The sequence below is a fragment of the Sinorhizobium sp. KGO-5 genome (genome assembly GCF_036245905.1).
In the GTDB taxonomy this organism is placed as follows: domain Bacteria; phylum Pseudomonadota; class Alphaproteobacteria; order Rhizobiales; family Rhizobiaceae; genus Sinorhizobium; species Sinorhizobium meliloti_A.
This window is the reverse complement of record NZ_BDIZ01000005.1, coordinates 111,780-129,088: the sequence shown is the minus strand read 5'-3', so window position 1 is coordinate 129,088 and position 17,309 is coordinate 111,780. Positions and strand designations below refer to the sequence as shown.

Below are 17,309 nucleotides of genomic sequence, written 5' to 3'. Positions count from 1 at the left end.
CTGGCGATGACCTCTGTTTCTGCGGCGCAACGATGCGCTACAGCGCCGCGCGTCTCCCGGGACGCACAAAGGTCGCTGTAGCACTTTGATCTGCTGCATGTTTTTGTCCTTCGACCGGCTACGATCACGGGAACATGCAGTAGCCCTTGTAATCATTTTCGGGCAGAATGTAAAAATACAAAACAAACAAGATGCTGTGGAGGACGCCGGGTGACAGCAGAGAAGGCTGAGGGCGCTACGGGCTTTGCCGGCTTCGACCCGAAATCTGTCGAGCCCTACATCGTCAAGGATCCCGAAAGCCTGGCCATCAACATGGCTCGTGCGGCAGAGCAGCTCGGAAAAGCCGCTTCTGCATGGCTCGCCCCGCGCGAAGCGGGCGAGAAGACCGATAGTTTCGCCGAGCCCGTCTCCGATATGGTCAAGACGCTTTCCAAGGTCTCGGAATACTGGCTCTCCGACCCCCGGCGGACACTCGAAGCCCAGACTCATCTTCTCGGCAGCTTCTTCGATATGTGGTCGCGGACGCTCCACCGCATGGCCGGCGAGGCCGTGGAGGACCCGGCCAACCTTCAGCGCAACGACAAGCGCTTCGCCGACGAAGACTGGGTGAAGAATCCGTTTTTCGACTTCATCCGCCAGGCCTATTTCGTCACCTCCGACTGGGCGGAGCGCATGGTGAAGGACGCCGAGGGCCTTGACGATCATACCCGCCACAAGGCGGCCTTCTACGTTCGCCAGATTGCCAGCGCTCTTTCCCCGACCAACTTCATCACGACCAATCCGCAGCTCTATCGCGAAACGGTGGCGTCGAGCGGCGCCAATCTCGTGAAAGGCATGCAGATGTTGGCGGAAGACATAGCCGCCGGGCGCGGCGAGCTTCGGCTCCGCCAGACGGACACCAGCAAGTTCGCCATCGGAGAGAACATCGCGATCACTCCGGGCAAGGTGATCGCGCAGAACGATGTCTGCCAGGTGCTGCAATACGAGGCGAGCACCGAGACCGTGCTGAAGCGGCCGTTGCTCATTTGCCCGCCCTGGATCAACAAATTCTACGTGCTGGACCTCAACCCGGAGAAGTCCTTCATCAAATGGGCGGTCGACCAGGGCCACACGGTCTTCGTCATCTCCTGGGTAAACCCGGACGAACGCCATGCCTCCAAGGATTGGGAAGCCTATGCACGCGAAGGCATAGGTTTCGCGCTGGATATTATCGAGCAGGCAACCGGCGAGCGCGAAGTCAATTCCATCGGCTATTGCGTCGGCGGGACGCTGCTCGCCGCCACCCTGGCGCTCCATGCCGCGGAAGGCGACGACCGCATTCGCTCCGCGACGCTCTTCACCACGCAGGTGGATTTCACCTACGCCGGCGATCTCAAGGTCTTCGTGGACGACGACCAGATCCGCCACCTCGAAGCCAATATGAGCGCCACCGGCTACCTCGAAGGCTCGAAGATGGCGTCGGCCTTCAACATGCTCCGGGCTTCGGAACTGATCTGGCCCTATTTCGTCAACAATTACCTCAAGGGCCAGGATCCCCTGCCCTTCGACCTGCTTTACTGGAACTCCGATTCGACGCGAATGCCCGCGGCCAACCACTCTTTTTATCTGCGCAACTGCTATCTCGAGAACAGGCTCTCCAAGGGCGAGATGGTGCTTGCCGGCCGCCGCGTCTCCCTCGGCGACGTAAAGATTCCGATCTACAATCTCGCGACGAAGGAGGACCACATCGCGCCGGCAAAGTCGGTTTTCCTCGGCAGCAGCAGCTTCGGCGGCAAGGTGACCTTCGTGCTCTCCGGCTCCGGGCACATCGCCGGTGTCGTCAACCCTCCCGCCCGAAGCAAGTATCAATACTGGACGGGAGGCGCGCCGAAGGGCGACCTCGAGACCTGGATGGGTAAGGCAAAGGAATCGGCCGGGTCGTGGTGGCCGCATTGGCAGGGCTGGGTCGAACGGCTCGACAAACGCAGGATCCCGGCGCGAAAGGCCGGAGGTCCGCTCAATTCCATCGAGGAAGCGCCCGGCTCCTACGTGCGCGTGCGCGCCTGACCGCAGAGAGTGCAATCCCCTTGAATTTCCCTCGCCCGCTCGTCCCTGCGACGCTTGTGCAGCGTTACAAACGCTTCCTCTTCGACGCTATTCTGGCCGATGGAACGGCAATCACGGGTTCATGCCCGAATACCGGCTCGATGCGTGGCCTGACCACACCGGGCTCGCCGGTCTGGCTCTCGGAACACGACAGTCCGACACGCAAGTATCGCCACATGCTGGAAATCGTCGAGGCGGACGGCACGCTGGTCGGCATCAACACCGGATTGCCGAACCGGATCGCCGAAGAGGCGATCATGGCCGGACAGGTGGGCAATCTTCACACCTACGGCACGCTCCGGCGCGAGCAGAGATACGGCCGCAACTCCAGGATAGACATTCTGCTCAGTGATGCGGAAAAGGGCCTCGCCTATGTCGAGGTGAAGAACGTCCATTTCAGCCGCGTCCGCGGTCTGGCCGAATTCCCGGACAGCCCGACCCAACGCGGTGCGAAACATCTCGAGGAACTGGGCGATATGGTCGAGGCGGGACACCGCGCGATCATGCTCTATCTTATCCAGAGAGGCGATTGCAGTCGCTTCCGCATTTGCCGTGAGCTCGACCCGGTCTATGCTCGTGCTTTCGAAAGGGCGACCGCACGCGGGGTCGAGGCCTATGCGGTCAAATGCGCGGTATCGCCGGCGCAAATCCTGGCGGCAGGACCGATCGTAGTGGACGAACCGGTCCCTGCTGTTTTATGAAAATCGCCTGAAACAACGGAAATTTGGAATGGTAACTTACATCGAGGCCGACGCGGCTCCCTACAAGAACACCGGTGTCATTCGACTTTACGGGCCGGAGGGGTTTGAAGGCATGCGCAAGGCCTGTCAGGTGACCGCGCGCTGCCTCGACGAGCTCGTGGCGCGCGTGAGCCCGGGCGTGACCACGGACGAGATCGACCGCTTCGTCTTCGAGTTCGGCATGGACCACGGCGCGCTCCCTGCAACCCTCAACTATCGCGGCTACACGAAATCCTCCTGCACCTCGATCAATCACGTGGTCTGTCACGGCATCCCCAACGACAAGCCACTGCGCGAAGGGGACATCGTCAACATCGACGTGACCTATGTGGTCGATGGGTGGCACGGCGATTCAAGCCGGATGTATCCCGTCGGAGAGATAAAGCGTGCCGCCGAGCGCCTGCTGGACGTAACGCATGAATGCCTGATGCGCGGCATAGCGGCGGTTCGCCCGGGCGCGCGCACGGGGGCAATCGGCGAGGCGATCCAGGCCTATGCGGAAGCCGAGCGTTGTTCGGTGGTTCGCGACTTCTGCGGTCACGGCGTCGGCCGGCTCTTTCACGACGCGCCCAATATCCTTCACTATGGCAGCGCCAATGACGGGCCGGAGCTCAAGGAAGGCATGATCTTCACGATCGAACCGATGATCAATCTTGGCCGCCCGCATGTGAAGGTCCTCTCGGACGGATGGACGGCAGTTACGCGCGATCGATCCCTGTCGGCCCAATATGAACACACGGTGGGCGTCACGGCGGACGGCTGCGAGATATTCACGCTCTCACCGGCCGGTCTCTTCAAGCCCGGCATTCACGTCGCGGGCGACGCGTGACGAAGACCCCGCCCGCCGAACCCGACGACCTTTTCGACGCCGCGGACGAACGCCGGTTTTTCCCGCAGAAGCCGACCCGCGAGAGCCACGCAACCGCGCCGGCGCCGGCAACCGATACGCACTACCACGGCCATCGGGACCGCCTGAGAGCCCGCTACCGCGAACACGGTGATGCGGCGCTGGCGGATTACGAACTCCTCGAGCTCATCCTCTTCCGCCTCATACCCCGCCGCGATACCAAGCCGATCGCCAAGGCGCTGCTCGACCGCTTCGGCACGCTGGCGGCCGTCTTCGGCGCTCCCTTGCACCTCCTTCAGGAAGTCAAAGGCGTCGGAGAGTCAGTCGCGCTCGATCTCAAGCTCGTCGCGACCGCCAGCCACCGCATGCTCAGGAGCGAATTGCGCAACAAACAGGTTCTGTCCTCCTGGAGCGCCGTGATCGACTATTGCCACGCGGCGATGGCGCATGAGACGAAGGAGCAGTTCCGCATCCTTTTCCTCGACAAGCGCAACACGCTGATCGCCGACGAGGTTCAGCAGCAAGGAACGATCGACCACACGCCCGTATATCCCCGCGAGGTGGTCAGGCGCGCTTTAGAACTTTCCGCTACCGCCTTGATTTTGGTGCACAACCATCCCTCCGGCGACCCGACGCCGTCACGCGCCGACATCGACATGACCAAGCTCATCGCCGAAGCCGCCAAGCCGCTCGGCATCGCGCTTCACGATCACGTCATCATCGGCAAAGACGGCCACGTCAGCCTCAAAGGGCTTCGATTGTTCTGATGGAAAATATGCAGCAGACGCATCCAGAACAGGGCGCTGCGGCATTGCACGTCATCAAACGGTGCGATTGACGATATAGCTGTGCCTGCGCGAAAGATACCGCATCGCACAACGATTCTCACGCGAGCAGGGGAAGCGTTCATGAACCAGTACGATCTCATCGTTGTCGGCAGTGGTCCGGCCGGGCGCAGGGGCGCCATCCAGGCCGCGAAGCTTGGCAAGAAGGTGCTCGTCATCGAACAGGGAAAACGGGTCGGCGGCGTTTCCGTCCACACCGGTACCATTCCGTCGAAAACGCTGCGTGAAACGGCGCTCAACCTGACCGGCTGGCGCGAGCGCGGCTTCTACGGCCGCTCCTATCGGGTCAAGCAGGAGATCAGCGCCGAAGATCTGCGCCGTCGTCTCATCATAACGCTCAACCACGAGGTGGAGGTGCTCGAACACCAGTTCGCGCGAAACCGCGTGCAGCACATCCGTGGCAGGGCGAGCTTCGTCGGGCCGACGACGCTCGAGATCTCCAAGGATGACGACGAGAGCATGCTCGTTTCCGGCACCAGCATCCTGCTTGCAGTGGGAACGAAGCCCTTTCGGCCTGACTACATGCCTTTCGACGGCAGGACGGTCGTAGACAGTGACGAACTGCTCGACATCCGTGAACTGCCCCGCTCGCTTGTGGTGATCGGCGCCGGCGTCATCGGCATCGAATACGCCACCATCTTCAGCGCCCTCGACATCCAGGTAACGGTCATCGACCCGAAGGACACCATGCTCGATTTCATCGACCGGGAGATCGTCGAGGACTTCACCTATCAGTTGCGCGACCGCGCGATGAAACTGAACTTGGGCCAGAAGGCGGACAAAGTGGAGCGGCTCGACAACGGCAAGGTGCTGCTTAGCCTCGACAACGGCCGCAAGATCACGACGGACATGGTGCTTTTCGCCGCCGGCCGGATCGGCGCGACGGATGCGCTCAATCTTCCTGCGGCAGGTCTCGAGGCCGACGCCCGCGGTCGGCTGACCGTCAATCCGGAAACGTTCCAGACGACCGTTCCGAATATCTACGCCGCCGGCGATGTCGTCGGCTTTCCGAGCCTCGCCTCGACCTCGATGGAACAGGGCCGCATCGCGGCCCGTGTTGCGGTCGGCGCAATCGCCAAGGAGCCGCAGAAATATTTCCCCTACGGCATCTATGCCGTGCCGGAAATATCCACCTGCGGCCTATCCGAGGAAGAAGTCAAAGAGCGCGGAATTCCCTACGAATGCGGTATCGCCCGGTTCCGCGAGACTTCGCGCGGGCACATCATGGGCCTGGATTCGGGACTCTTGAAGATGATCTTCTCGCTCAGGACGAGGCGGCTGCTCGGCGTCCATATCATCGGCGAAGGAGCGACCGAACTCGTCCATATCGGCCAAGCCGTCCTCAACCTGAAGGGCACCGTCGAATATTTCGTCGAGAATACCTTCAACTACCCTACCCTGGCCGAAGCCTACAAGATCGCGGGCCTCGATGCATGGAACCGCATGGGAGAGATCAAGACGGAATGACGGCGGGACTAAGTCCCTTCTTCCCGTCAAAACGGGGAGAAGGGCCGGCAGGCTGGATGAGGGGCGGATACGCCCACGGAATCAGCTGGCGCGGACCACCGCGTCGCCGCGCTCGGCAAGTTCCGCGAGATCGGCCGGCTTCAGTTCCACCGACTCGCCGCAGCCGCAGGCAGAAGTTTGATTAGGATTGTTGAAGGTGAAGCCCGAGCGCAGCGTGGTGGTCTCGAAATCCATCTGCGTGCCCAGAAGGTAAAGCACGGCCTCTGGGGCCACCCAGACCTTCGCCCCCTGGTGCTCGACCAGGTCGTCCTTCGAATTGGGTTCGCTCACGAGATCGACGGCATATTCCATGCCGGCGCAACCGCCCTTCTTGATGCTGACGCGGATGCCTTTGGCCTCGCCTCCGGCATTTTCCACGATCGACCGAACCCGGCTGGCGGCGGCATCGGTCAGGCTCATAACGGCAAAGCCCATAGGCTCCATCTCCTTCGTATCGCCGGGTTAAAGGCCCGGCGCTTCCAGACTGAATGTAATGCCCGCGTGCCGACGGATCAATATCGGCAGGTGCTCAATACCAGCCGAGCGCAACCTGCGCCTCTTCCGACATGCGGTCAGGCGTCCACGGCGGATCGAAGGTCATCGACACTTCGACGCCCGAAACGCCCTCGACGGCGCCTACGGCATTTTCGACCCAGCCCGGCATCTCACCGGCAACGGGGCAGCCTGGCGCGGTCAGCGTCATGTCGATCTTCACCATACGGTCGTCTTCGATGTCGATCTTGTAGATGAGGCCGAGTTCGAAGATGTCCGCCGGTATTTCCGGGTCATAGACGGTTTTGAGCGCCGCGATGATGTCGTCGCTGAGGCGCGCCAGTTCCTCCGGCGGAATGGCCGAATGAACGATGCCTTCGCGGACGTCGACTTTTTCTTGTGTTTGCTCGAGACCCATGTCCGTCTCCCTAAGCGAAAAACTTGCGTGCGTGTTCCAGGGCGTCCGCCAGCGCATCGACCTCGGCCGGGGTGTTGTAAAGACCGAAGGACGCCCGGCATGTGGAGGTGACGCCGAACCGTTTCAAGAGCGGCTGCGCACAATGCGTTCCGGCGCGCACGGCAATGCCGGCACGATCGATGACCATCGACACGTCATGGGCATGGATGCCGGCGATCTCGAAGGAAAAGATACTCCCCTTGCCGGGTGCGTCGCCGAAAACCCTCAGCGAATTGATCGAGGACAGGCGCTCGCGGGCATAGGCCGTCAGGCTCGCCTCATGAGCCCTGATCGCCTCGCGGCCGACCTTCTCCATGTAATCGAGCGCATAGCCGAGCCCGATCGCCTGGACGATCGGCGGCGTACCGGCCTCGAAGCGATGCGGCGGATCGTTGTAGGTGACGCGGTCCTCGGTCACTTCCTCGATCATCTCGCCGCCGCCCATGAAGGGGCGCATTTCCTTCAACCGTTCGGTCTTGCCATAGAGCACGCCGATGCCGGAAGGACCGTAGAGCTTGTGACCGGTCATCACATACCAGTCGCAATCGATGTCCTGGACGTCGACGGGCATATGCACCGCACCCTGGCTGCCGTCGACAAGCACCGGAATGCCGCGCTCGCGGGCAATGCGGCAGATCTCCTTGACCGGGACCACGGTGCCCAGCGCGTTCGACATGTGCGTGATGGCGATGAGCTTCGTCCGCTCCGTCAGGCATTTGACGAAGTCCTCGATGTGGAATGCGCCGTCGTCGTCGATCGGCGCCCAGACGAGCTTCGCGCCCTGCCGCTCGCGAATAAAGTGCCAGGGAACGATATTGGAGTGATGCTCCATGATCGAGATGACGATCTCATCCCCCTCGCCGAGCTGCGGCATTCCATAGCCGTAGGCGACCGTGTTGATCGCCTCCGTCGAGGACTTGGTGAAGATGATGTTGTCGACCGACGGCGCATTCAGGAAACGGCGAACCTTTTCGCGCGCCTGTTCGTAGGCTTCCGTCGCGGCATTCGACAGGAAATGCAGGCCGCGATGGACGTTGGCGTATTCGTTGGAATAGGCATGGGCAACGGCGTCGATGACGAGTTGCGGCTTCTGCGCCGACGCGCCGTTGTCCAGATAGACGAGCGGCTTGCCATAGACCGTCCGTGACAGGATCGGGAAATCCTTCCTGACCGCTTCGACGTCGTATGCCGCTACCGGCGGCGCAGGATGTTCCATGTCTCTATCCAATCAGGCGTGCTTTTCGAGCCAGGCCGCGACTATGCCTTCCAGCGCCTCGACCAGTGCCTCGTCGTCTTCCAGTTCCTCGACGATCTCGGCGACGAAAGCATTGACGAGCATGGCGCGCGCCTTGTTCTCCGGAATGCCGCGAGCGAGAAGGTAAAAGAGCTGCGTGTGATCGATATCGATGACCGTTGCACCGTGGCCGCACTGCACGTCATCTGCAAAGATTTCGAGTTCCGGCTTCGCAGAGAAATCCGCGTCGTCGGACAAGAGCAGCGTGTTGCACGACATTTTGGCGTCGGTCTTCTGCGCGTCCTGGGCGACCAGGATCTTGCCCTGAAACACGCCCTTCGCCCGATCGAAGACGACGTTGCGGATGATCTCGCTCGATGTCGTGTGCGGCACGTTGTGGCTCAGCGTGAACGTCAGATCCGTGTGGCTGTCCCCGCCGAGCAGGTTGATGCCGCGCAGCGTCAGGTCGGAGCCCTCGCCGCTCGCACGGCCATGCAGTTCCTGACGGACCAGCTTGCCGCCGGCGTTGATGACGAAGAGGTGCAGCTTCGCGTCCTTGCCGAGATCGAAGCGGATTTGGCCGAGATGCGTGTCCGCCGGACCCTGCTGCTGCAGGATGATCCAGATCACGTCGGCCCCGTCTGCAAGCGTCACGTCGCTTACCGAGGAAACGAAGCTCGGCTCCGCATTCGTCGAAAGATGGCGTTCGATTACGGTCGCTTTCGCGCCGGCGCCGAAGGAGACCGGAAAGCGCGTATGCGCCTGACCATGACTCTGAACCACCTGGATTTCGATCGGAGCTTCGATCTGCGCGCCGGCGGCGACGGTGATTTCCAGTCCGCCGCGCACGAGGCCGCCATTGATCCGGCCGATCGCATCATCCGAGCCGAGCACGGAGAGCCCGGCTACCGCCGAGCCATCGAGCAGGCTCTCGGTATAGGAGCGCGCCGTCAGCTCTTCGGGAACGCTCTTGATATCCGCCTGGCCGTTGCGCACGGACAGAACGGACGAGCCCGGGACGACCGGCTCGACGCGCTCGGCAAAGGCGGCCGGATCGGCCGCCGGCACCGCCCGCAGCAGCGTACGCAGGTCGGTATAGTGCCAGGCTTCGACGCGGCGCGTCGGCAGACCTGCCGTCTTCAACTCGTGAACCAGCGTGTCGCGCAGCGACAGCACAGCCCCGTCGCCCGGCAGATCACCGATCTGCGCCGTATAGGCATCGACGAGCGCCGTTTCGGCCGCCGTCATCTTAATGGCCTGTTGCATATTCATTCGAACACTCCTTCGACAGGCGTCAGGCTGCCGCCTCGATGATATCCGCGTAGCCGTTGGCCTCGAGTTCGTGCGCCAGCGTCTTGTCGCCGGACTTGATGACCTGGCCCTTGTAGAGCACATGGACGGTGTCCGGAACGATGTAGTTGAGCAGGCGCTGGTAGTGCGTAATGACGACGACAGCGCGATCAGGCGAGCGCAGTGCGTTGACGCCATCGGCAACGATCTTCAGCGCATCGATGTCGAGGCCGGAGTCGGTCTCGTCGAGAACGCAGAGCTTCGGCTCGAGCAGAGCCATCTGCAGGATTTCCGCGCGCTTCTTCTCGCCGCCCGAGAAGCCGACATTGAGCGGACGGCGCAGCATTTCGGGCGCGATCTTCAGCTCGGCGGCAGCTTCCTTGACGCGGCGCATGAATTCCGGCGTCGTCAGTTCCTCTTCGCCGCGGTATTTGCGCTGTTCGTTCATCGCCACCTTCAGGAACTGCATGGTAGCGACACCCGGGATCTCGACCGGATACTGGAAGGCGAGGAAGATACCCTTGGCGGCTCGCTCCGAAGCGTCGAGCTCCAGGATGCTTTCGCCGTTATAAAGAATGTCGCCTTCGGTCACTTCATAATCTTCGCGCCCCGAGAGGATGTAGGAGAGCGTCGACTTGCCGGAACCGTTCGGCCCCATGATGGCCGCGACTTCGCCGGCCTTCACGGTCAGGTTCAGGCCGCGGATGATCTCTGTGCCGTCCTCGGCGATGCGTGCGTGCAGGTTCTTGATTTCAAGCATGTGTGTTCGTCCTCTTGGGAAACGAAATCTTCTATCGCGCACAAATTCCGTGCGCCGGTTCGGTATTCGGACGGGCCTTAGCCCACGGAGCCTTCGAGCGAGATGCCGATCAGCTTCTGCGCCTCGACGGCGAATTCCATCGGCAATTCCTGGATAACTTCCTTGACGAAGCCGTTGACGATCAGAGCGATCGCCGCCTCTTCCGGAATGCCGCGCTGCAGGCAGTAGAAAAGCTGGTCCTCGGAAATCTTGGACGTCGTCGCCTCGTGCTCGAACTGCGCAGTCGAATTCTTCGCCTCGATATAAGGCACCGTGTGCGCACCGCACCGATCGCCGATCAGAAGCGAATCGCACTGGGTGAAGTTGCGGGCGTTCTCGGCCTTGCGGTGCGCCGAGACCTGACCGCGATAGGTGTTTTCCGAAACGCCGGCTGCAATGCCCTTGGAGATGATGCGGCTCGACGTGTTCTTGCCGAGGTGGATCATCTTCGTGCCCGAGTCGATCTGCTGGTGACCATTGGAAACTGCGATCGAGTAGAACTCGCCACGCGAACCGTCGCCGCGCAGGATGCAGGACGGATATTTCCAGGTGATCGCCGACCCGGTCTCGACCTGGGTCCAGGAGATCTTCGAGTTCTTGCCGCGGCAATCGCCACGCTTGGTCACAAAATTATAGATGCCGCCCTTGCCCTGCTTGTCGCCCGGATACCAGTTCTGCACCGTCGAGTACTTGATTTCGGCATCGTCGAGCGCAATCAGTTCGACCACTGCCGCATGAAGCTGATTCTCGTCGCGTTGCGGCGCCGTGCAGCCTTCGAGATAGGAGACATAGGCGCCTTCGTCGGCGATGATGAGCGTACGCTCGAACTGGCCCGTATTCTTCTCGTTGATGCGGAAATAGGTCGAAAGCTCCATCGGGCACCGAACGCCCTTCGGCACATAGACGAAGGAGCCATCGGTGAAGACCGCGGAGTTCAGCGTCGCATAGAAATTATCCGACTGCGGCACCACCGTACCGAGATACTTCCGCACGAGGTCCGGATGCTCCCGCATCGCCTCGGAGATCGACATGAAGATGACGCCGGCCTTCTTCAGCTCTTCCTTGAAGGTGGTGACGACGGAGACCGAATCGAACACCGCATCGACGGCGATCTTCGACTTCTCGACCCCGGCGAGAATCTCCTGTTCCTTCAGCGGAATGCCGAGCTTCTCGTAGACCTTGAGGAGTTCCGGGTCTACCTCGTCGAGCGACTTCGGCCCGGTCGTGCCCTTCGGCGCCGCGTAATAATGGATGTCGTTGAAGTCGATCTTCGGATAGCGGACGCGCGCCCAGGTCGGCTCCTCCATGGTCTGCCAGCGGCGATAAGCCTCGAGGCGCCATTCGAGCATCCATTCCGGTTCGTTCTTCTTGGACGAGATCAGGCGGATGATGTCCTCGGACAGCCCCTTCGGAGCAAGGTCCATCTCGATCGTCGTCTCGAAGCCGTATTTATACTGGTCCACGTCGATCTGGCGGACCTGATCAATGGTTTCCTGCACGGCAGGCATGTCGTTCTCCAATCTCGCCGGATCCAAGGTCCGGCAGCTTGTCAATACGATGCAAGTATTCGCGCACCGCTTATGTAATGGCTAAAAGGCGCTTTTCACCCCATTTGCCAAGCGGAAAATTGCTTTTCCGCAATTTCATTCAATGCTCTCCGCTTCACGCCGCCTGTCCGGCCGAGCGGCGCCGCGCCGCCACTTTCGCGAATGCTGCCGCGCAGCGCTCGATTTCCGCTTGCGTCGTCGCCTCGCCGATCGAAATCCTGAGCGCACCCTGGCGGGGATCGTAGCCCATGGCGGTCAGGACGTGACTTTGCCCGACCTTTCCGGACGAGCAGGCCGAGCCCGCCGACAAGGCGACGCCCTCGAGATCGAAAGCGATTTGCCCGGTCTCGGCTTTCAGCCCCGGAAGCGTGAAGAAGCAGGTATTTGCCAGGCGGGGCTCGTCGCGCCCGTGGATCACCACATCGGGGGCGCAGGACTGCATTTCCGCCTCGAGGCCGTCGCGCAGCGCGGCTATGGCGGCCATGCGCCCGTCGATATTCCCAGCCGCGGCGCGTGCTGCAGCCGCAAAGCCCGCAAGCGCGGCTGCATTCTCGGTCCCCGAACGATGGCCCCTCTCCTGTCCGCCGCCGCGAATCAGTGGAGAAGGCATCATGATCTCGCCGCGGGCGACGAGTGCGCCCGCCCCCTTTGGGCCGCCGATCTTGTGCGACGACAGGATCAGAAAGTCCGCGCCGAGCGATGAGATCGAAAGCGGCAGCCGGCCGGCCGCCTGGACCGCATCGACGACCAGGATACCGCCATGCGCGCGCACGATCGCCGCAACCTCGGCGACCGGCTGAATGATGCCCGTTTCGTTATTGGCAAGCATCACGGCCACCATCGGCAGACCGGTCTCACGGTCATGGGCCTGAAGCAGATCGTCGAGCGCTGCGCAGTCGACGATCCCGGCATTTGTCACCGGTATCTCGCAAACATCCTCGCGCGCGAAACGCCCGCCCTCGCGCACGGCCGGATGCTCGATCGCCGAAACATAGAGCTTGCCTGCCTTGAGCGGCGTGCGCCCCATGCGCAACTGCGGCGTCAGCACCATGTTCGCCGCTTCCGTTGCGCCGCTGGTAAAGACGACCGCTGCGGGTTGCGCGCCGCACAGAGTGGCAACATCGCGTCTGGCGCTCTCGACAAGGGCGCGCACCGCACGCCCTTCGCCGTGGACCGAAGAGGGATTGCCGAGCTGATCGAGCGCGTACAGGAGCGCCTCGCGCGCTTCCGGCAGAAGCGGCGCCGTGGCGTTCCAGTCCATGTAGATGCGCGATCCCGACATCGATTCCTTCGCTAGGCTGCTGCGACCGCTTCGAACGGCCGTTGCATTTTCCTTGAATTTTCCGCGCCGCTTGCCTTAAGAGACGAAGCTTATGCGGAGGTCCGCACCCAAGTTTTGAACGGTTCTAAAGTAGGTTCTAGAAAAGCTGACTGGTTTAGTCAAGACAGATCGGCACCAAGAACGACGGAATTGAACCAAAGCACTCCCGGAGAGCCAATGCCCGAAATCATTTTCAACGGACCGGCCGGTCGCCTTGAGGGCCGCTATCAGCCTTCGAAGCAGAAGAGCGCACCGATTGCGATCATCCTGCATCCGCACCCGCAGTTCGGCGGCACGATGAACAATCAGATCGTGTACCAGCTCTTCTACATGTTCCAGAAGCGCGGCTTCACCACCTTGCGCTTCAATTTCCGGGGCATCGGCCGCAGCCAGGGGGAATTCGACCATGGTGCCGGTGAGCTTTCCGATGCCGCGTCCGCGCTCGACTGGGTACAGAGCCTGCACCCCGACTCCAAGAGCTGCTGGGTCGCCGGCTACTCGTTCGGCGCCTGGATCGGCATGCAGCTGCTGATGCGGCGTCCGGAAATCGAGGGCTTCATGGCGGTGGCACCGCAGCCGAACATCTACGATTTCTCCTTCCTGGCGCCTTGCCCCTCTTCCGGTCTGATCATCAACGGCGATTCCGACAAGGTCGCGCCGGAAAAGGACGTCAATGGGCTCGTCGAGAAGCTCAAGACGCAGAAGGGTATCCTGATCACGCATAAGACGGTACCGGGCGCCAACCACTTCTTCAACGGCCAGGTCGAGACCCTCATGGCCGAATGCGAAGACTATCTCGACCGCCGGCTCAACGGCGAACTGGTACCCGAGCCCGCGGCAAAGCGCATCCGCTGAACCGCACCATTCCGTGAGGCAGCCCGGGAATCCTGCACGTTTCCCGGGCTGTCGCTTGCCGTGCGTCTAGTGCCTGTTGAGATTCATTTTGAGTTTAGGCTGCGAGATGGATAATGGCGTTGAAGCTCGGGTCGGTTTTGTCGGCACGCATGGCAATGCGCTTGAGTTCCTTGAGTACCGAGCGTGCGCTTCTCATAAGACGCGCGGCGCTGTGGAGGCGTATCGGAGGACTGCAATCTCTCCTTTTGCCTCATTCCTGTGCTTGTCACAGGGATGAGAGCAGCGTCGTGTCCGCGGCGCGGGAAGTTCTTTCAGCCCAAGGACTTGGTCTGGCTGGATTCCTGTGACAAGCACAGGAATGAGGGACCGGGGATGTGCGGCTCCTACAACTTTCGCTTGAGAATATGCGGGGGAATCGTCAACCTGTCACGCAATGAAAGGTTACGTCTACATGCTCGCCTCGAAGCGAAGCGGGACGCTATACACGGGCGTGACCGGGACCTGCCGTGTCGCCTCGCTATTTTCACGGTTGAGGGAAACACGCCAAGGGGCCGCACCCTCTCTACCCTCATCCCTGTGCTCGTCACAGGGATCCAGCAGCGCCGCGTCTGCGGCGCGGGAAGCGTTCTTTCAGCCCAAGGACTTGGTCTGGCTGGATTCCTGTGACGAGCACAGGAATGAGGGAAATCAAACAGGCGGCGGCGGGCGGCCCGAATCTCAACAGGCCTTAGTCGTAAGCAGTGGCGATCTAATGCCTGATCCACTGGGAAACAGCGGGGGTCACGACACGCGCGGACGGCTCTGCGGATTCGACACGGTTGCGCCCCGCGGCTTTGGCGGCGTACAGCGCCTTATCCGCCCTCTGTAGCGCCGTTTCCAGCGGCTCTCCCGGTTCGATCGCCGCCACACCGAAGCTTGCGGTGATCGTCGCCATCTCCGGTAGCCCGGGGATAGGCGTTGAGGCGGTGGCGGCACGCATTCCCTGAGCAACGACACGCGCATCGCTCAGGCCCACGCCGGGAAGAAACACCGCAAACTCCTCGCCGCCCAGGCGTGCCGCCGCAGCCCGGCTGGGCATGAGTTCGAGAAGCACACGCGCGAACTGGCGGATTACCTCGTCGCCCGTGTGGTGGCCATAGGTGTCGTTGACGCCCTTGAACCGGTCGAGATCCGTAAGGATCAGCGCGCCCGGACCCTCGGCGTTGCGGGTCGGCAGCAAAGGGGCGACGCGCTCGATGAAGCCGCGCCGGTTCAGGAGACCCGAAAGGGCGTCGGTCTCGGAGCTGGCGCGTGCCTTGTCGACGATGTCCTTGACCATGACGCCCAACATCGCGACGCCGGTCCCGACGATCAGCGCGGCGCCGAACGCCTGCGAAATCAAGGCGAAGGGGCTCTGAAGATAGTCCGAAGCCGTGGCGCCCGCCCCCGCGGCGACGGCCGCATAGATCTTGACGAGGAAATGGAGCGCATTCATCGCGAGGAAGCCAATTAGGATCCAGTCCGCGTAGGAGCGGCGCCGGGAACGGATAACCGCGGCTGCGGTCCAGGCCTGGATGAGGAAGAACGGCGCCTGGTAGAAGAAGGCGTGCCGCAACGTTCCGCGCGGAAGATCGTAGATAAACAGATCGAGGATTACCGAAGCGGCGAAGAAAACAGCAAGGGCCCACGGCTTTGACGGTACGCCATAAAAGAGCCCGAGGCCGAAACGCAGGAGACAAAAGCCGGCAAGGACACTTGCGAAAGCCCCGACGGCGAACAGCTTGGGTACAGGCGTAAACGGCAGAACGGCTTCACAAATCGCAGCCAGAGAAGCTATGGCAAATCCAGCGGCGCACCAGGCTGCCGGCCGCCCCGGACGGCGTTTCGCGGCGATGACGAGAAAAGCCGCCGCGAATGTCTGGGCAATGACGAAATTCACCGCCAGAAGTGAAAGTGCACCACCCATCGAAGTTCCGAAAGTCCTTCCGCGGTCAACGAGCCCACGGCTCTCCGCTGTCGTGGCATAGGTTAGCGAAGGCGCGCGAAGAAATCATTAAGCCGACTCGGCTTGTGCGGGTTTTGCGGCCTGCCGACCTCCGCTTACCGGGCGGCTGACGCCGGTCGTCCCCGGATAGGTCAAAGGCAATCCGTACCGCGATCTCACGGCGAGGTAGGCCCAGGCCTCCGCTTCCATCGAATCCCCGTTGAGACCCGCCGCTTCCGCGGCAAGCACGCGCGCGCCCTCCGCTTCCGCAAGCGCGCGAAGGTCGCTCATGATTACGGAATTCAGGCGGCCGCCGCCGCAGACAATGTAGGTTGCCGGACTTGCCGGAAGATGGCGTGCGGACCGGACGATGCCGGCAGCCGTCACATGAGCGAGGGTACGCGCGCCATCCTCGAGGCTGGCATCGCTTGCCGCCGGAGGCGCGAAGTCGTTACGGTCGAGCGAGCGGCGTTTCTCAGCACTGAAGAACGGGTGAGAAAGATAACGGTCGGCGAGTTCCGGCAGGACGCCGCCCTCGCTCGCGATCATGCCGCCCTGATCGTAGGGAATGCCGGCGTGAGCCTCTACCCACTGATCGATCAGCGTATTGCCGGGTCCGCTGTCATAAGCGACGATTTCTTCGCCTGCGCCTATGTAGGTGAGATTGGAAATGCCGCCGATATTGACGAAGACGACGGGAGTGGCGAACGCCCCGATCTCGGAGAGACCGCGCGCCAGGGCGGCGTGATAGGCGGGAATGAGTGGCGCGCCCTGGCCTCCATTGGCCATGTCATTGGCCCGCATGTCATAGACCACGTCGAGCCCGGTCTCCCGCGCCAGCAGATCGCCATCGCCAAGCTGTACCGTCAAGGCTTGGTCAGGGCGATGCAGGACGGTTTGACCGTGAAAACCTATTACATCAACATTATCGGGTAAAATATTGTTTTCATGCAGAAACATCCGGACGGCCAGTGCGTGCCGCAACGTCAGGTCGCGCTCAAGGTCTGCGAGAGTACCCGGCCGCTCTTCTCGTTTGACAATCGACCGGGCATCTTCGAGGCCCTGTTTCAGGCGTTCCCGGAACTGCGGATCATAGGCATATCCGGCGGACGGGCCGCGATCGACGATGGTGTCACCGTCCGTTCGCACGACTGCGATATCTATGCCGTCCATGCTCGTGCCGCTCATCAGGCCGATCGCCGCCAATACCTTGCCCATGCATTATCCTCCGCCGAACGCGCGCCGCTTCCTACCCGCGTCTGCGTTCATAGCAAAACACCCGCCAAGCAAAAACGTGCACTTTCGAAGAAACAGTGATAAAGGCCCGG

At 61.8% G+C, this 17,309-nt stretch carries 15 protein-coding genes; 6 read left to right on the top strand and 9 right to left on the bottom strand.

Features of this window, described 5'->3' with window-relative positions; all coding sequences use genetic code 11:
- Positions 1–210: 210 nt before the first annotated feature.
- The 5 genes from phaC to sthA all read left to right on the top strand — a co-directional run bounded on the left by phaC (position 211) and on the right by sthA (position 5,984).
- On the top strand, positions 211–2,046 hold the full coding sequence (phaC, locus tag BHD07_RS21075) for a poly(3-hydroxyalkanoate) polymerase subunit PhaC (RefSeq protein WP_338282950.1): 1,836 nt from the start codon (positions 211–213) through the stop codon (positions 2,044–2,046).
- Positions 2,047–2,066: 20 nt separating this feature from the next.
- Complete coding sequence (gene sfsA, locus BHD07_RS21070) at positions 2,067–2,786, top strand: DNA/RNA nuclease SfsA (protein ID WP_338282949.1); 720 nt, start codon at positions 2,067–2,069, stop codon at positions 2,784–2,786.
- A gap of 28 nt (positions 2,787–2,814) precedes the next feature.
- Complete coding sequence (gene map / locus BHD07_RS21065; protein WP_003537051.1) at positions 2,815–3,654, top strand: type I methionyl aminopeptidase; 840 nt, start codon at positions 2,815–2,817, stop codon at positions 3,652–3,654.
- The gene (radC, locus tag BHD07_RS21060) at positions 3,651–4,439 is read left to right on the top strand and encodes a RadC family protein (RefSeq protein WP_338282948.1); all 789 of its coding nucleotides are present in this window, start codon (positions 3,651–3,653) and stop codon (positions 4,437–4,439) included. Before map ends, radC begins: the two co-directional genes overlap by 4 nt.
- A gap of 141 nt (positions 4,440–4,580) precedes the next feature.
- Positions 4,581–5,984 carry a Si-specific NAD(P)(+) transhydrogenase gene (sthA, locus tag BHD07_RS21055; RefSeq protein WP_338282947.1) on the top strand — a complete coding sequence of 468 codons (1,404 nt, stop codon included), beginning with the start codon at positions 4,581–4,583 and terminating at the stop codon, positions 5,982–5,984.
- A gap of 81 nt (positions 5,985–6,065) precedes the next feature.
- On the opposite strand, the gene sufA is transcribed toward sthA, so the two are convergent.
- The 7 genes from sufA to BHD07_RS21020 all read right to left on the bottom strand — a co-directional run bounded on the left by sufA (position 6,066) and on the right by BHD07_RS21020 (position 13,124).
- The gene (gene sufA, locus BHD07_RS21050; protein ID WP_338282946.1) at positions 6,066–6,458 is read right to left on the bottom strand and encodes a Fe-S cluster assembly scaffold SufA; all 393 of its coding nucleotides are present in this window, start codon (positions 6,456–6,458) and stop codon (positions 6,066–6,068) included.
- Between the two features lie 94 nt (positions 6,459–6,552).
- The gene (locus BHD07_RS21045) at positions 6,553–6,933 is read right to left on the bottom strand and encodes an SUF system Fe-S cluster assembly protein (protein ID WP_018095041.1); all 381 of its coding nucleotides are present in this window, start codon (positions 6,931–6,933) and stop codon (positions 6,553–6,555) included.
- 10 nt (positions 6,934–6,943) lie between these two features.
- On the bottom strand, positions 6,944–8,188 hold the full coding sequence (locus BHD07_RS21040) for a cysteine desulfurase (RefSeq protein ID WP_338282945.1): 1,245 nt from the start codon (positions 8,186–8,188) through the stop codon (positions 6,944–6,946).
- A 12-nt stretch (positions 8,189–8,200) separates the two neighbouring features.
- A complete protein-coding gene (gene sufD, locus BHD07_RS21035; protein WP_338282944.1) occupies positions 8,201–9,478 on the bottom strand; it encodes a Fe-S cluster assembly protein SufD in 1,278 nt (425 codons plus the stop codon).
- Between the two features lie 22 nt (positions 9,479–9,500).
- Positions 9,501–10,256: a Fe-S cluster assembly ATPase SufC gene (gene sufC, locus BHD07_RS21030; RefSeq protein WP_003531483.1), complete on the bottom strand. Its 756-nt coding sequence runs from the start codon at positions 10,254–10,256 to the stop codon at positions 9,501–9,503.
- A 77-nt stretch (positions 10,257–10,333) separates the two neighbouring features.
- The gene (gene sufB / locus BHD07_RS21025; protein ID WP_003531481.1) at positions 10,334–11,803 is read right to left on the bottom strand and encodes a Fe-S cluster assembly protein SufB; all 1,470 of its coding nucleotides are present in this window, start codon (positions 11,801–11,803) and stop codon (positions 10,334–10,336) included.
- Between the two features lie 154 nt (positions 11,804–11,957).
- Complete coding sequence (locus tag BHD07_RS21020; protein WP_338282942.1) at positions 11,958–13,124, bottom strand: cysteine desulfurase family protein; 1,167 nt, start codon at positions 13,122–13,124, stop codon at positions 11,958–11,960.
- Positions 13,125–13,340: 216 nt separating this feature from the next.
- On the opposite strand from BHD07_RS21020, the gene BHD07_RS21015 reads away from it, so the two are divergent.
- The gene (locus BHD07_RS21015) at positions 13,341–14,018 is read left to right on the top strand and encodes an alpha/beta hydrolase (RefSeq protein WP_018095045.1); all 678 of its coding nucleotides are present in this window, start codon (positions 13,341–13,343) and stop codon (positions 14,016–14,018) included.
- Positions 14,019–14,766: 748 nt separating this feature from the next.
- Here BHD07_RS21015 and BHD07_RS21010 read toward each other — a convergent pair.
- Both BHD07_RS21010 and BHD07_RS21005 read right to left on the bottom strand, forming a co-directional pair.
- Entirely contained in the window at positions 14,767–15,963 is a 1,197-nt protein-coding gene (locus tag BHD07_RS21010; protein WP_338282941.1) for a GGDEF domain-containing protein, read from the bottom strand.
- Between the two features lie 87 nt (positions 15,964–16,050).
- Positions 16,051–17,199, bottom strand: coding sequence for an anhydro-N-acetylmuramic acid kinase (locus BHD07_RS21005; RefSeq protein WP_338282940.1), 1,149 nt, complete (start codon positions 17,197–17,199; stop codon positions 16,051–16,053).
- Positions 17,200–17,309 lie beyond the last annotated feature (110 nt).

What these genes read in the sequence shown, in the direction of transcription:
- sufA (WP_338282946.1), bottom strand. Translation starts at nt 6,458, where the DNA reads ATGGGCTTTGCCGTTATGAGCCTGACCGATGCCGCCGCCAGCCGGGTT.
- map (WP_003537051.1), top strand. Translation starts at nt 2,815, where the DNA reads ATGGTAACTTACATCGAGGCCGACGCGGCTCCCTACAAGAACACCGGT.
- BHD07_RS21045 (WP_018095041.1), bottom strand. Translation starts at nt 6,933, where the DNA reads ATGGGTCTCGAGCAAACACAAGAAAAAGTCGACGTCCGCGAAGGCATC.
- BHD07_RS21020 (WP_338282942.1), bottom strand. Translation starts at nt 13,124, where the DNA reads ATGTCGGGATCGCGCATCTACATGGACTGGAACGCCACGGCGCCGCTT.
- BHD07_RS21005 (WP_338282940.1), bottom strand. Translation starts at nt 17,199, where the DNA reads ATGGGCAAGGTATTGGCGGCGATCGGCCTGATGAGCGGCACGAGCATG.
- sufB (WP_003531481.1), bottom strand. Translation starts at nt 11,803, where the DNA reads ATGCCTGCCGTGCAGGAAACCATTGATCAGGTCCGCCAGATCGACGTG.
- sufD (WP_338282944.1), bottom strand. Translation starts at nt 9,478, where the DNA reads ATGAATATGCAACAGGCCATTAAGATGACGGCGGCCGAAACGGCGCTC.
- sufC (WP_003531483.1), bottom strand. Translation starts at nt 10,256, where the DNA reads ATGCTTGAAATCAAGAACCTGCACGCACGCATCGCCGAGGACGGCACA.
- sthA (WP_338282947.1), top strand. Translation starts at nt 4,581, where the DNA reads ATGAACCAGTACGATCTCATCGTTGTCGGCAGTGGTCCGGCCGGGCGC.
- BHD07_RS21015 (WP_018095045.1), top strand. Translation starts at nt 13,341, where the DNA reads ATGCCCGAAATCATTTTCAACGGACCGGCCGGTCGCCTTGAGGGCCGC.
- BHD07_RS21010 (WP_338282941.1), bottom strand. Translation starts at nt 15,963, where the DNA reads ATGGGTGGTGCACTTTCACTTCTGGCGGTGAATTTCGTCATTGCCCAG.
- BHD07_RS21040 (WP_338282945.1), bottom strand. Translation starts at nt 8,188, where the DNA reads ATGGAACATCCTGCGCCGCCGGTAGCGGCATACGACGTCGAAGCGGTC.